6 protein-coding genes are annotated in these 16736 nt (G+C 39.9%); 2 read left to right on the forward strand and 4 right to left on the reverse strand.

The genetic code is table 11. The annotated features are described in order from the left end of the window. Positions 1-18: 18 nt before the first annotated feature. Genes QZL88_RS18985 through QZL88_RS19000 form a run of 4 tightly spaced genes read right to left on the reverse strand, consistent with a single transcriptional unit; the run spans position 19 to position 9552 of the window. On the reverse strand, positions 19-1830 hold the full coding sequence (locus QZL88_RS18985; protein WP_296944000.1) for a hypothetical protein: 1812 nt from the start codon (positions 1828-1830) through the stop codon (positions 19-21). A gap of 56 nt (positions 1831-1886) precedes the next feature. Beyond that, on the reverse strand, positions 1887-3530 hold the full coding sequence (locus QZL88_RS18990; RefSeq protein WP_296944003.1) for a RagB/SusD family nutrient uptake outer membrane protein: 1644 nt from the start codon (positions 3528-3530) through the stop codon (positions 1887-1889). 12 nt (positions 3531-3542) lie between these two features. After that, on the reverse strand, positions 3543-6662 hold the full coding sequence (locus QZL88_RS18995) for a TonB-dependent receptor (protein WP_296944006.1): 3120 nt from the start codon (positions 6660-6662) through the stop codon (positions 3543-3545). A gap of 55 nt (positions 6663-6717) precedes the next feature. Then, positions 6718-9552 carry a TIM-barrel domain-containing protein gene (locus tag QZL88_RS19000; RefSeq protein WP_296944009.1) on the reverse strand — a complete coding sequence of 945 codons (2835 nt, stop codon included), beginning with the start codon at positions 9550-9552 and terminating at the stop codon, positions 6718-6720. Positions 9553-9762: 210 nt separating this feature from the next. Here QZL88_RS19000 and QZL88_RS19005 point away from each other — a divergent pair, with 210 nt between their 5' ends. Both QZL88_RS19005 and QZL88_RS19010 read left to right on the forward strand, forming a co-directional pair. Next, on the forward strand, positions 9763-13878 hold the full coding sequence (locus tag QZL88_RS19005; protein WP_296944012.1) for a two-component regulator propeller domain-containing protein: 4116 nt from the start codon (positions 9763-9765) through the stop codon (positions 13876-13878). A 148-nt stretch (positions 13879-14026) separates the two neighbouring features. Beyond that, on the forward strand, positions 14027-16387 hold the full coding sequence (locus QZL88_RS19010) for a glycoside hydrolase family 95 protein (protein ID WP_296944014.1): 2361 nt from the start codon (positions 14027-14029) through the stop codon (positions 16385-16387). Positions 16388-16736: the final 349 nt, after the last annotated feature.

A 16736-nucleotide genomic window follows, 5' to 3' on the forward strand; every position in this document is an offset into this window, starting at 1 on the left:
CCGGGATAGCCATGACTGTTATTTTAGAATATAATGATATGCTGTATATTCATCCTCTTTTGACATCACTCCCAGCCAGAAGCCATCGGTATCCACATTGGTGAAGGTTCCTCTTACCCATTTGTATGTAGGGCCTGTTACAGGTAGCCATGAGCCAGCTCCTTCGAAGGCAGGCAGACCTGTATCTGATATGGTTACTGTCATTTTTTCGGCATCCAGTACACATGGTGAGGTAGTTGTGATACCACCCTGCGTTTTGGAGAAAGTCACGCTGCCATCAGTGTTTTGTGTAAATGTTATTGAGGCGTTTTGTGCAGAAGCAATTGTCGCAGCATCCCAATACCATCCGTCCTGAGTACCTGCAACAGTGCATCCGTTCTCTCCTTTGAGGTTTGTCCAGTCTACAGGCCAGTTTGTATCTATTTTAAATGTTTTTGAGCCAGTGCCACACAGTGCTTTTTTCATAGCCTTGTTCACATCTACTTCATTACCAGTATTACCTACTATAAAGTGATATACCATATACTGAGGTTCATTAGCATCTCTGTTACCAAACCATATACCGCTTACACTGCCCATTACATCATGTTCTATTTTCACTATCTTCCACTGGTTGGCTGCAGTAGTAGAAATATTAACCCAGCCTGCAACAGGGAAATTTGGTATTGCATCTTTGAATGTAATCGTATTCGTACTTTGCTTGTTGGTATATGTACCTTCTGTTTCCGTACCATCATTTTCTCTGATTGTTACCTTTCCATCTTTTGTAAATGTGATGGCACATCCGGCAATGTTAGCCGATGCTGCTGCATTGTAGCCTGTCCAGTCCGGATAGTCCTCTATACTGTTCCAGTCGTTCATCAGATTACCGTTAAGGTCAGACCAGTTGAAAGGTGTGTTTGTATCCACAACCCATGTCTTAGAAGACGTAACAGATAGTATTTCCGATTGGTCTCCAAAGTTGAAATTAGGATCAGGAACATCTTCCGGCACATAATTGTCTGCATATGTTTTAGACACATAGTTGAAAATATAATACCACGGACCTTCAGAGTTTGTACGCATAATAGCCAGTCTCATCTGGTTTTCATTCAGGCGCAGTATTTTAATGTTTGAAGTCCAGTTCGATGCATTATCGATAAATGAAGCCAGACGGATTATTGAAGCATTAGACGTTGTCAGGGTATGGGTAGATGCATTCAGGAAGTAGGTGCCACTTTCGTTACCACCCGATTCGTTTGGTTTCACGGTAGTAAGGTATGGCCCGCCTTTGAGGCTGAAAGTCATTGTTGCAGCTAAATCTTCAGCCGTTTGCCCCACATCGCCCGGTTCCCAGTTTGGTGTGAAGTTCTCATATTCCTGAGTGGCTGATGGGTCTGCATAGCCCATAGGCCCCGAAGCCAAACCATATTTACCGGTATCCAGTATCCATGTTTTTTCATTATCCACACCTCCGCAAAGGGCTGTCCACAACGGGTCGTCCACATAGCTGAGGTTGGTGGTCGTAATAGTAATATTTATGGCATCAGCCTCTACAATACCTCCACCACTCAGTACTCCATATTGGAATGTGTATGTTCCCGGAAAAGCAATATATAGCGTATCCTTCACCCGTATCGACTGCCCGTATGGGGTAGCCCATGTCGGGGTAAATCCCGGATTTAGACTTTCCATGATGATCATATTCGGATCTTCAGGATTCTGCAGTATTGAGTATTTCAGTTCGTCTTTAGAGATGCTTGCACCCATCTCGTATTTGTCGGGAGTACAGTATGCAAAGAGGAATACCAACCCTAACAATGTGTATAATAATTTCAGATTATTTTTCATAATATACTTATTATTTTTTGTGTATTAACAAGGTAATAAATAGGTCTATGACCTTATTACCATCCTGTATTTTGTATCAGTACTCCATTCGACAGGTCTATTTCGCTCTGAGGTATTTGTTGTAATCCTTTAGTGGTTCTGATTTTATCGGCAGCGATACTTTTAGTCGTTTTTACTCCTCCGTTTTGTACTTCGGTTGTAGTCGCTATTGTCTGGGCAGCTACGTCGATGCCTTGGCGAAGCAGATCCCAGTAACGGATACCTTCACCCACAAATTCCAGGCGGCGTTGTTCCAGTATATTCGCTTTTGTAGCATATACCTGTGTAAATGAATCGCCGAATGCACGCTCCATAATCATATCCATATAATCCTGAGCATTAGGGCTGCCCAGTTCGGCTGCCATAAGCAGTACATCGGCATAGCGGATAGATACATAATCCTGATACTGCCCTAACATGTTATTAACTGCCCCATTTATAATAGAGGCATCTTGCAGTTCCCCTTTATCATTGTACATCGACATCGGCATATATTTTTTCGAATAGTATCCGGTGTATTCACGTTGATCCTGTATTTGTTTTGCAGAAAGTTTCAGCCCTTCATCTTTGATCGAAGCTATCGAAACTGCCTGACGTGTATCGCCCGATTTGAAAGCGTTCCACAGTTTAGGATCTACAGGACATGCGCCCCAGCCTTGTGCATAAGGATATACATCGAATGAACGGATTCCGGTCATAATCATCCAGTGGTTACCATCGGTATTGCCGTTGTAGTCGCTTGTCCATGTATACTTGATGGCAAAAACGGTTTCCTTGTTATCTTCTCCTACATAATTGATTTTGCCATTTACATTGTCTTCTTCTTCATTTTTTACAACAGAAGATACTGGCCACAAATTGGCAAAGTTTTCAACCAATCCATAATTTCCGTTTGTAATAATATCTTCAAGGTATGCAAGTACAGTAGATTGCTGAACACCGGCTAAATCTGTTTTTCCATAATAGCCTGTATAATACAGGAACACTCTTGCCATCAGCGCTTCGGCAGCATATTTGGTTACACGCCCTCCATTAGTGGTAACATCGGAAGCACTCCACGGTTTTGCAGGCATATTTTCGCAGGCATAAGTAAGGTCTTCCGCTATCAGTTTATATACATCATCGGCTGCAGCCTGTGGTACGTTGTCGGTAGTCGGGATTATCACCAAAGGAATATTCCCCCAAAGGCGTACCATATCGAAATAAAGGTATGCACGGATGAAACGGGCTTCGGACATATATGTCTTTCTCAATGTTTCGTTGCTGCCCCATTCTATCTGGTCTTCTTTGCTGATAAGCATATTACATCTCAACATGGCAGCGTAGTATGCTTTCCAGTTGGCATCGAATACTTGGGACGTAGATGGTGAACGAGACTTATCAAATTCGTCGAGCATCTGATATTTCAAATCATCGGAAGAGCCTGTTCCACCGAATGCATTGTCAGAAAATACTTCTGAAGCAACAGGGAAACTGACTCCGTCTGACCATACGGTTTGTAAGCCGTCGTAACAGCCAACTAAGGCTTTCCATGCATCATCGGTTGTTTTGTAGAAGTTTTCCTCTGTCTGTTTGTTCGGTTCTACATCGAGGAAGCCATCGCCACAAGCACTGAATAGAATGGCGATACTCGCTAATAAATATATTTTTACTTTTTTCATTGTTTTCCAGTTTTAGAATTTGATATTAACACCAAACAAATAGGTACGGGGACGAGGGTAATATCCCAGGTCGATACCCGACGAGAAACTGTCTACACCATATCCTATTTCCGGATCCATACCATCGTAATTGGTAAATGTGTAGAGGTTCTGTATTTGTCCGTAAAGTCTCAGGGAACTGATATATTTCGATTTTATCAGTTTGGCAAAATCATAGCCCAATGTAATATTGCTTATTCTAAGGAAGCTGCCATCATGTACATACAAGTCAGAGAAATTTGCCCAGTTTTTATTATCTTCTGTTACACGTGGCATCGAATTAGATGTGCCTTCCCCATGCCAGCGGTCGAATACAGATGTTGTATAGTTAGAGAAACGATTTGCTATATTCCTGTATGATTGTACGATGTCATTTCCTGCCATGCCGCTTGCATTAAGCGCAAAATCGAAATTTTTATAGGCAAGATTAATGTTGAATCCGAATGTGAAATCAGGATTAGGATCTCCTACATTTCCTTTATCATTGGTATCGATAACGCCATCGCCGTTAACATCGACATACTTCACGTCACCCGGTTGAGCATCGGGTTGAAGTACTTTTCCATTCGATTTATAGTTTTGTACATCTGCTTCATTTTGGAAGATTCCGGCTGTTTTGTATCCCCAGAAGAATCCGATAGGCTCACCATTTTGTGCACGATAGAATTCGGTAGCATTGTCGTAAAGCATATTTGTAAGACCATGAATAACTCCTCCTTCGGTCGGAATCTGGCCTACGGTATTTTTATTGTATGCACCGTTAGCACCGATTGTATATTCCAGTCCTCCGATATTATCGCTGAATGATACACCTAATTCCACACCTTTGTTGGTAACATCCCCTCCATTTATATATTTAGAGCTTACACCTGCTGTTGCTAATACAGGAACACTGATGATCCAATCTTTGGTCTTTTTATTGTACCAGTCGAAGTTTACATTCATTTTCCCGTTAATAAAACGTGCGTCGAATCCGACATTGAATTGCTCCGATGTTTCCCAGCTCAAATCAGGATTGGAAAGGTTGTCAAGATTTGCTCCCGGAGTAAGTACGCCTTCAGTATTACCAAAAATATAGTTTACATTCTGCTGATTGATCAGAGCCAGATATTGGAATGCCGATACATTCTGGTTACCTACCTGTCCCCAACTCGCTCTTAGTTTGAAATAGTCCATCCAGTTTTTGGTTGGTTCCATGAATGATTCATTGCTCATAATCCATCCTGTGGATATAGAAGGGAAATATCCGAAACGATTGCCGCTGGCAAAGTTCGATGAACCGTCGGCACGGAATGTGGCGTTTATTAGATAAGTTTCTTTATAGTTGTAGTTTAAGCGGCCAAAGTATGAGAGTTTTTTGATGTCGGCATCTTTATTACCTCCAAGGCTCAACAGATTACTTAAAGTATTTGTTGCATTCGACAGATAAGCATGGTTCAGGCTGTTGAAAATCAGGTCTGCGTTACTACCGTTTAGCCATGTACCCGAATATTGGCTCATAGATGAACCTAACATGGCACCGAAATCATGGTCTTCATTCACTTTGAAGTTATAACTTAACAAGTTGTCCCAGTTGTATGTGCGGCCTTTACTCATAGACTGAAACGCTTCAGAATGGTCGTTGTATGCATATATAGACAGTTTATAAATAGGCTTGTATGAATTATTTTCGGATGCAAAGTAGTCGATACCCAATGTTGTCCTGAATTTCAGATTCTTGATAGGCTCCAGTTCAAGATATACATCTCCTACGAGTTTCTGAGTATTACTCTTGTTCTGATTGTTATATACCATCTGTGCATAAGGATTGGCTTCACCGTTGTACCAGTCGGAATTACTGTTGTTCCAGAAATTTCCCTCTTCGTCATACATTGGTACAAACGGGCTGGTATTAAAGGCTGCTCTCAGTGTATTGTTGTATTGATTACCTACTTGTATACCATTCTTTTTACTGTATGAGAAAGTGAGATGTTGACCAAGTCTTACCTTATTGTCATACAGATTGTGTTCTGTATTGATGCGAAAGTTATATCGTTCATAGTTGGACAAGTCTTTACCGCCGACTATACCTTCTTGTCCGGTATAAGACAGCGACATCGACCATACAGATGCGGCTGAGCCTCCTGATGCTCCAAGGGAATAGTTTTGAGTAATGGCATCATCTACCAGCATTTCATCCATCCAGTTGCTACCTGTTCCCATATTAGCGATTTCATCATTAGTAAAATATGCGCCTTTACCTGAGTTTATAGCAGCTTCATTCATAATTGTTGCATACTGTTGAGAGTTGAGCAGCTTTGCTTTTCTGGCAGCTTGCTGAACACCATAGTATGCATCGAAGGTGATTTGCGCTTTAGCTCCCGTCTTACCGGTTTTGGTTGTAATCAGTACCACACCATTTGCAGCCTGCGAACCGTAAATAGCAGCCGAAGCAGCATCTTTAAGTACATCTATAGACTCTATGTCGCTGTTGTTTAGATAAGTAATGTCGTTAGTCAATATTCCGTCAACAACAAATAGCGGTGATGCGTCCGCAACAGTTCCCAATCCGCGGATGCGTACCTTCAGGCTCTCTCCGGGTTGCCCTGATGTAGAAGTGATCTGTACACCTGGGGTCTTTCCCTGTAAGGCTTGAAGTGCATTTGTCGTATTCATTTTTGCCAGTTCATCGCCTTTTACCTGTATGGTGGCTCCGGTGTTCAATTTCTTTTTCTGTACACCATAACCGATTGCTACGACTTCATTTAGTAAGTTGATTTCTTCTTCCAGTTCGATATTGAATACTGTTTCGGTACCAACTGTGACTGTTTTGGGTTTGAACCCGATGAAAGATATTTCAATCTTTGCGTTATCTTTAACGGTAAGGGAAAACTTACCATCCAAATCGGTCATTGTACCGTTTGTAGTCCCTACCTCGATTACCGAAGCCCCGGGAAGGGGTTCGCCAAGAGATGTGACCGTTCCGGTTATTTCATGCGCCGATTGAGCATAAATTCCGGTTACTGAGAATAAGCTGATAATTAGTATCAGGCATATTCTCTGCAAGTCAAGGAGACTTGCTTTTTTAGGTGAGGTTTTCATTCTAGGATTCATTGTATTAGTGGTTTAGTAAACATTTAATATTGTTTTGTATCTCATGTCTGAATATTTATTGTGCCATTTTTATCTCATTTGCTTTTCCTGTATATTTTATTTCCGAAACAGATGTTTTACCATCTTTAGTAATCCATTCTACACGGAACATCCGTTCCTTAGGCATGCCTTCATATTCGCCTTTTGCATCGCCTATAGAAAGTGTTTTGGCCGCTTCGTCATATGTGAATTTGATGGTCGAGTATGCGTCTTTTTCGTAGTTATAATTTACGCCTTCATCTTCATATAAGGTAAATTCTCCGTTTGCACCCGTATAAACTTTCAGGGTAAGATCTTTCTGTATTTCCTTCGTGGTTTGTATATCTTTACCCATAGGTAGAATAGTTCCTTCTTTTATATATAGAGGGATGCGTTCGTATGGAGCGGAAACATTCAGAGTTTGTCCTCCTGCTATATACTTGTTTGATTCGAAGTCGTACCAATTAGTATTAGCTGGGAAGTATACATTACGCGATGTAGTTTTATAAGTATATACCGGGCATACCATTATATCGGGGCCAAACATATACTGATCGCTTATATTATGGGTTTTGATATCTTTGCCAAAGTCCATAACCAAAGCTCTCATAATTGTGTAGTCGTTGAAGTATGTCATCCCAGCCAATGAATAGATGTATGGCATCATTTGGTAACGCAGTTTAGTATAGTAAACCATACTCTTGTATGCAGGATGGTTTTCCGGTGCGAGGTTGTATATTTCGCGGGTAGGGAACTGTCCATGACTGCGGAATAATGGGCAGAATGCTCCGAACTGAAACCAGCGGGTATTCAGTTCCCTCCATTCTTTGAGGTCTTCAGAGCCTTCTTTAGCCTCTTCGTAACGTTTCTCAACACAGAATCCGCCTATATCCATCGTCCAGTACGGAATACCCGACATGGCAAAATTAAGTCCCGCAGATATCTGCGCCTTCATATCTTCCCAGCGTGTACCTATATCACCGCTCCATGTTGCCGTAGAATAGCGTTGTGTGCCTGCAAAGCCTGAGCGGGTAAGTAAGAATACACGATCGTTTGGTTTTACCGAGCGCTGACCGTCGTATATAGCCATGGCATTTGCCAATGCGTATGCATTAAAATATTCAGTAGATGAACCCAATGCTGTAGGTGTCATCAGATCTTTTCGGTATTGCATGCTTGCATTGGATAGAATATCCGGTTCGGAAGCATCCATCCACCAGGCATCTATACCTTTCGAATATAGTTTTTCATTCATCTGATCCCAGAACATTTTGCGTGCCCCTTCGCTGTATGCATCATAGAATCCGGCAATATAACCTGTGCCTATCCAGTCGCGGATACTATCTTTCACAGCGCGATTGAACATCCATCCTTTTTCGTCGAAAGCTTTATAATTGTCTGTAGTATAATAGAATTTAGGCCACACTGATATCATAATGCGGGCATCCATAGCGTGTACACTGTCTATCATGCCTTTAGGGTCAGGAAAACGTGCCGGATCAAAATCGTGGCTTCCCCATGCATCCTGTGGCCAATAAGACCAGTCCAGTACAATATTATCCAGTGGTATATTTCTTTTGCGGTATTCGTTTACGGCAGTCAGTAATTCATCAGCAGTCTTATAACGTTCACGGCTTTGCCAATAACCCATAGCCCATTTAGGCATTACCTGCGACTTGCCTGTGATGGTACGGTATCCTTTTATAACATCGTCTGCATCGTTTCCGCGGATGAAATAATAGTCTATCTGATCCCCCATTTCCGACCATAGAGACAATTTGTTCTGTTCTTCTTCCGTTCTAGGACTTAATGCTTTCAGTCCTATATATGATATACCGCCATCAGGTTTCCAGTCCAGCTTCAATTTACGTTTTTCACCTGCTTTCATATCCACTGTGAATTTGTAACTATTGGGATTCCATGCTGTACGCCATCTTTCGGGTACGAGTACTTCTTCGTCCATATATATAGTAGTGTAACCTGCATAATAGAGTATGAAATGGTATTTACCTGTTTCTTTGGCTTCAATTTCGCCTTCCCATGTGATACGGGAATTATAGAAAGGAAAGTCTTGAGGGAATTTCTTTATTGTTTCCAGATTTTCATAATCAATCTGTGACTCGCTTCTTTCTGTAAATATTTGTCTTGTATCCCCGTTTACCATATATGTGGCAGTGAGTCCGCCTTCTTTACCGGTTTTATCATATAATTTAAACTGGTCTAAATCTGCATAGTCGCGCGGGTCGCCAAACTTTGTAAGAGAGTAATTGTCCCATAGTATGCCGTAATTTTTGCTTGATAAAACAAAAGGTACCGATACCTTTGTATTGTATTGGAAAAGAACTTCATTCTTTCCCTTATAATTGTATTCATCAGCCTGATGTTGTCCTAGTCCGTAGAAAGCTTCATCGGCCGGCGATTCGAATACCTGCTGCATGGTATAGGCTTTTTTGCCTTCTACCTCGATATCAGAGAAAGTTTTACCTCCACCTTTATTCTCGGTAAGGATTAGGTTGCCATTTATATCGGAAAATGATACTTCACCTGTAGCCAGCGATACGGATGCAATAGTAGTAGCGGTTTTTAGAATAACATTTCCATCTTGTTCCGAAACATCCCAACCTTCAGTTTTTGTTTTATCATATATTGTAACAAGGCTCTTATTCTCCGGGAAATTGTTAGCCGGTGTCGCCGATACACGAATGATATCGTCGTTGATAATTTGTAACCTGACATGTTTTGTAGAGTTAGCGTCTTCCGTCTTTAATGTTACTATTACCCCATCGTTTGTTTTCTTGTAAGGTCCGCTCTGGCAGTTAGTAAGTAATAATACTGACAAAAGGCTCGCAAGTACGAGTTGAATTTTTCTCATGGTAATTATTTTATGATTAGATTTCTTATAGACAAAATTAGATTAAGTGCTTAAAACGGCTTTTCTTAAATGTTCTTAAAGGAAGTGTCTAAAAAAATATGTAGGGGGTTAAATGTTTCCAAAATGGTATTTAAATGGTAACACAGTACGCTGTGTCATATAATTTTATGTAAGTTTGTAAGAGAAGAACCTACCTGATCTTAATTACTTATGAAGAAATCTATATTATTATCTATACTTATTTATTTTATATCTATATATAGTATCCTCGCTCAGCAATTCGAGTTTTCTCACCTTAATAATACAAATGGCTTATCTAATAACCAAGCCGAATCTCTATTCAGAGATAGTCGCGGATTCATGTGGTTTGGTACCAATATGGGACTGAATAGGTATGATGGTGTAAATTTTAAAGTTTATACAAATATAAAAAACGACCCCAATAGCCCCTTGTATGATAGGATTATAGATATACAGGAAGATATCGATGGCAATCTGTGGCTTAAAGAAAGCAGCTATATTGTTTACAATTGGAAAACAGAATCGTTTATCAATAATGTTGATTCTTTATTAGGTAAGATGGGGTTAGAGGCGGGACCTTCTATAATAGAACTGGATGATAAGAAAGATTTTTATATCGCTTATCCTGATAAAGGAATATTCAAATATGATATTGCTACGCATCAGGTGACGGCTTTTCCTCAATCATCAGATGTTAATGCTCTGGATCAGTCTCGAATAGCAGACATTAAGATTAAAGGAAATTTCATCTGGGTATTACACGCTAATGGGCTTGTAGAACGACTGAACATACAAACGGGTAAAGTGGATATCCGGAATACATTCTTCAAAGAGAATTATCAGAATTCTACGATACTGAAATCCATTTATATAGATTCTGACAACGATCTGTGGATATATCCCAGTATAGACGACAGAGGTGTGGCCTATTTCAGCCCGAAAGAAAATCAATGGACACTACTTGATACTAAAAGTAAAGTTGCCCTGTCGAGCAGTTTTATAAGATGTGTAGGACAGGATGCCGGCGGTTCTATATGGATAGGTACTGATCATGGCGGGGTTAATATTTATGATAAGAAGAAAAAAGAAATAACAGTAGTAAAGAATGATATATACAATAACAACTCCATTAGCCAGAATTCGATAATAAGCATTTTTTGCGAGGCGGATGGTACTGTCTGGGTGGGGACATACAAGAACGGGATATCATACTATCACCCTAACTTGTTTAAATTCAAGAAATCACCTTTATTCTATACATTTAATAAGAATGCCGAAACCTTCGATTGCAACAGTTTGTATAAGAATAAAAATGGGGATTTGTGGATAGGGACAAATGGCCGGGGACTTGTTAAATATAATGATGCTACAGGAAGTATACAAACCTTCCGCTATAATCCCAATGATGCCGGCAGCATATCGTCTGATATAATTACTTCGGTATTCGAAGATCATGCTCAGATTCTTTGGATAGGTACATTCTTAGGTGGGTTGAATGCATATAACGGTAGAGAATTTAAGAGATATCAGGTAGATGAAGATAATCCAAATTCATTATCAAGCAAGAGTGTATTTGGTTTGGCCGAAGATGATGAGAATAATCTGTGGATAGCGACTTTAGGTGGTGGAACTGACAAATTGGACGTTAATCGACGTACTTTCACACATCATAATTTAAGTAACAGTAAAATGCTTTCGGACTATGTTTTGTCCATGTTTGCAGACCCGGTGAAAAATATTTATCTAGGTACCGACAGGGGGCTTAATTTTATAGACAAAGATAAGAAAGAGATTACTGCATACTTTTCTCAAAACAAGCTTTTGGATTCCCTGACTAATATAACAATCAATTATCAATTTGTCGATTCAAAAGGATTGGTTTGGATAGCTACCGATAAAGGTATAAATATTTATGATCCTCACAGGCATCAATTTTATTATATAATGGCGAGTAATGGTTTGCCAAGTGATGAGGTGGTATCGCTTATAGAGGATAATGACGGGAATGTATGGGCTGGTACACGTAATGGATTGGCTTGTATCTATTGTAATTTTTCGGATCAGATACTTAATTATACAATTACTTATTTTGATGTAAAAGACGGCTTGCCAAGTTCTGTTTGTAATCGTAATGCTATATTCAAGGACAAAGACGGTACCATATATATAGGAAGTACAAATGGTTATGTTGCTTTTAACCCCCGAGAAATCGTTTTTAACAAGAATGTTCCTAAAGCCCGCTTTACGGATTTGCTGATTACCAATCAGGTGATAAAACCCAACGTGAAATATGACGGACGTGTTATTATTGAAAAATCTATCATAGATATTAATGAGATAACCCTGCATCACGGAGAAACGAATTTTACAATCCTGTTTTCAGCGCTTAATTTTATTCATCCCGAAAAAAATAAATATAAATACATGCTTGAGGGGCTTGATAATAAGTGGACGGAAATAACAAACGGTATAGGAGCTGCCTCATATTCCAACCTGAATGCAGGTACTTATAAACTTATAGTATATGCGAGCAACGATGATAATGTATGGTCTGCAGAACCTATTGTATTGAAGATAGAGGTACAGCCTCCCTTTTGGCTATCGTGGTGGGCGTATATCATTTACATTATTGTGGCTGCGGCTATAATTCGTTTTTTCCTTAAATATAAGCTCAATAAGCAAAGGGAAGAGTACGAGCAGGCACAGAAGATTCTCGAAGCCAATAAAATACATGAAGTGGATGAACTGAAATTTAAATTCTTCACCAATATAAGCCATGAGTTTAAAACCCCGTTGACACTCATTCTCACCCCACTGGAGAAACTAATGAAATCTCCTGCATCGGATGAGCAAAAAGCGACGATGAATATTATGCACAAAAATGCACAGAACTTATTGCAAATGGTGAATGAGATTCTCGATTTCAGAAAGTTCGACCTGAATAAAATGAACCTCAATATATCGCGTGGCAATATTATTGAATTCACAAAAGATATTTGCCAGTCTTTTTCTTCCCTTGCTGCAGAGAAGTCTATAAAATTGACTTTCACAACTTATTTGCAGGAGTTACAGATGGAGTTTGACAAAGAAAAGATGAATAAGATAATTACGAACCTCATATCCAATGCTTTTAAATATACAGAAGAAGGACATATAGATGTCAGTATAGGTGTATCAGAATTGATGCAGAGTAATGAAACCTCTGCTACAAAACAATTGACAATCAGGGTGTCAGATACAGGGGTTGGGATGGAACCAGAATATCTTGATAGAATATTTGACCGTTTTTTCAGAATTGAAAAAGCCGATAAGAATACCCCGTCTGGAACAGGTGTCGGTTTGCATCTGGTGAGTGAATATGTGAAATTGCATGGAGGAGAAATAGAAGTGGAAAGTACAGTGGATAAAGGCTCTGTTTTTATAATCCTGTTACCTATCAATAATTCTACTTATAAAGAACTGAGTAGTCAGGATGTTATACATTCAGGCGATCCCGGAGAAGCGGAAAGAGGTAAGAATGAAACGAAATCTGTTCAGAGGGCAAATTTACCATTATTACTGATTGTAGATGATAATGAAGATTTTTGTGAGTTTATAACTGGTTTGTTCATTGATAACTACAATATAGTTACTGCCAATGATGGAGAAGAAGGCCTACGTATCGTCCTCGACCAGCTACCTGATATTATACTCTGCGATGTAATGATGCCAAAAATGGATGGTTACGAATTTTGCAGGCAGGTAAAGGGGGATATACGCACATCCCATATTCCGATTATATTGCTTACAGCCAAGTCGTCGGAAGAGAATCGCTATTCGGGTATAGAAGCCGGAGCTGACGATTATATAGCCAAGCCTTTCAATATAGATATGCTGACTCTGAAAATAGCTAAGATAATAGAGAAACAAAAGAAGCAACAAAGCAGCTTCAAGAAAAAAAACGATGTAGCACCGAGCGATATCGAGATAACCTCTATGGATGAGAAATTCGTACAAAAGGCGATAGCTATAGTGGAACAGAATATAGGTAATGCCGATTTTCTGGTTGAAGATCTGTGTAAGGAGATGGGGATGAGCCGTGTATATTTCTATAAAAAGACTCTTGCTCTGACGGACAAAACTCCATCTGAATTTATTCGTTTTATCCGTTTGAAACGAGCGGCTGATTTGCTCGAAAAGAGTCAGATGTTTGTAAACGAGATTGCATTTCAGGTGGGATTTAATGATCCGAAGTATTTCCGTAAATATTTTAAGGAAGAATTCGGGGTAACACCTAATGAGTATAAGAAGAATGAATCCAAGTGATTTAAATAACCTTGTAAACATTTCACCCCCTTTTAGGAGACATTTTGCCCCCTTCGGGGAATGAAGGTATTCCTACAATAGAAACATTGGGAATGGGATAAAATGCAATAAAGCAATAAATTTGTGATATTGTAAAAACACTGATCCCATGAAAAAAGTATTATTGGCTTTAGTCTGTATTTTCTGTTCCTGCATCACTCTTCTTTCGCAAAATAAATGGCAATATTATTTTAACGAGCCGGCTTCTGCATGGGAGGAGTCTATTCCGTTGGGTAATGGGCGTATAGGGATGATGCCTTGGGGAGGAGTAGACAAGGAACGTATCGTATTGAACGAAATATCCCTTTGGTCTGGAAATAAACAGGATGCCGATAATCCGGATGCCTATAGACATCTTGGCGAAATAAGAAAGCTCCTTTTCGAAAAGAAAAACCGTGAGGCGCAGGAGTTAATGTACAAAACCTTTACATGTAAAGGTGAAGGAGGGAGTGGCGCGGGTTATGGTAAATATGAAAATTTTGGGAATCTCTACATAGATCTTACTTATCCAGATGCATCTGCAACAGTTTTTGATTACAGACGGACGTTGGATATGAATAATGCCTTATCGGATGTTACTTATACAAAAGGGGGGATTAAATATACTAGGGAATATTTTACCTCTTTTATAGATGATATAGGAATAGCCAGATATAGTGCCGACAAATCGAAGGCTCTGAATATGCGTATCTCTCTCGGCCGTGACGAAAATTATGAAACATATGCCAGTGGTCCGGTTCTTTACATATTTGGTCAATTGTCAGCAGGCGAAGGCAAAGAGGGTATGAAATATCTGGGAATGGTAAAAGTAGAGCATAAGGGAGGAAAACTCTTTACCAATGCCAGGGATATAGAAATTAAAAATGCCGATGAGGTAACTCTTTCCATTTCTCTGGCAACCAACTACAATGGAGTAGAACGTGAAAAACTTGCAGCTAATCTATTAAATAAATTAAAAGGTAACTATAAAACCCGGAAACAAAAACACATCGAAAAATATCAAAACCTGTTTAAACGAGTAGACTTTACATTAAGTAAAAATAAAAATTCAGACCTGCCTATAAACAGAAGATTGGAAGCTTTTGTAAATGATCGCACCGATTACGATTTAGCAGCCTTGTATATGCAATACGGACGCTATCTGCTTATCTCATCTACACGTGAAGGCGGATTGCCTCCGAACCTGCAAGGACTATGGGCACCACAAATACATACACCCTGGAATGGAGACTACCATTTGAATATAAATCTGCAAATGAATCTTTGGCCTGCTGAAGTTTGTAATCTCTCCGAATTACATCTACCCACTATCGAATATGTAAAATCATTAACAGAACTCGGGCATAAAACTGCAAAAATATATTATAACAGCGATGGTTGGGTAACTCATATACTAGGTAATGTGTGGGGCTTCACTTCTCCGGGCGAGAGTCCGTCCTGGGGGGCGACCAATACTTCGGGGGCCTGGATGTGCCAGCATTTGTGGGAGCATTACCTCTATTCGCAGGATGTGGAATATCTGAAATCCGTATATCCTACAATGAAAGGTGCTGCTCTATTTTTCGAAAATATGTTGGTCGAAGACCCGAATAACGGCTATTTGGTAACCGCTCCGACCACTTCTCCCGAAAACTCTTATATAACTGAATCCGGCGATATACTGAGCGTTTGCGCAGGTTCTACAATGGATAATCAGATTGTGCGTGAACTGTTTACGAATGTATCCCAAGCCGCAAAGATACTGAATACGGATGCACAATGGATAGAATCCATAGAAACAAAAAAACAAAGGCTCGCGCCTACCACTATTGGCAAATACGGGCAGATAATGGAGTGGCTCGAAGATTATGAAGAAGCTGAGATACATCACCGCCATGTATCGCAACTCTATGGCTTGCATCCCGGTTATGAACTTACATACGAAAAAACACCTGAATTGATGGAAGCTGCAAAGACGACGCTCGAACGCCGTGGCGACGAATCTACGGGCTGGTCTATGGCATGGAAGATAAATTTTTGGGCGCGGCTCAAAGATGGAGATCGAACTTATAAGCTGATTGGTGATCTGCTGAAACCCGCAGGTAAAGGGCATGGTACATATCCAAACCTTTTCAGTGCACATCCGCCAATGCAGATAGATGGCAATTTTGGAGGTTGTGCGGGTATAGCCGAGATGCTGGTACAGAGCCATGCCGGATATATTGAGCTGTTGCCTTCCGTTCCTGACGGTTGGAAAGACGGTAGTGTGAAAGGCTTGAAAGTAAGGGGTGGGGGAGAAGTATCTTTTGCATGGAAAGATGGAAAAGTTATTAATGTTGATTTCGTTGCCCGGGCTGCAAATACATTTGCTTTTAAACTTGCAGACGATAAGATGGATGTATCAGGGACAAAAGACTATAAAACAGAGAACGGTAAATTAATTCTTCATCTGAAAAAAGGGGAAATAGTCAGAATATCGAAATTACCATAATAAATGGGAATCAACAGCTGAAAGGATTGTGACTTTTCTATATAATTTTATCTATACATGGCAGATAACAAGCGTGTTATCGGGGCTAAAAGTTGCAAAAAGAAAAACTAAGGAAAGGTGTTACTTTTGTTACCTTTTTAACAGTTACAAGTAAACAAGATACCAGATACAAGTTGCTGACTGATGGCTGTTCATTGCTAACTGGTATATGTGTAACCTTTGTTACCTTTTCAAAGTAGTAAGTATTGAGTAATAAGTATAAAGGAGTTCTAATTGTTGACTGTTTACTGCTAACTGTTTACTGAAAAAGGTGTTCTTTGTGTAACTCTTTGTGTTCCTTGTGGTAAAG

Source organism: uncultured Dysgonomonas sp. (genome assembly GCF_900079725.1).
Taxonomy (GTDB): Bacteria; Bacteroidota; Bacteroidia; order Bacteroidales; family Dysgonomonadaceae; genus Dysgonomonas.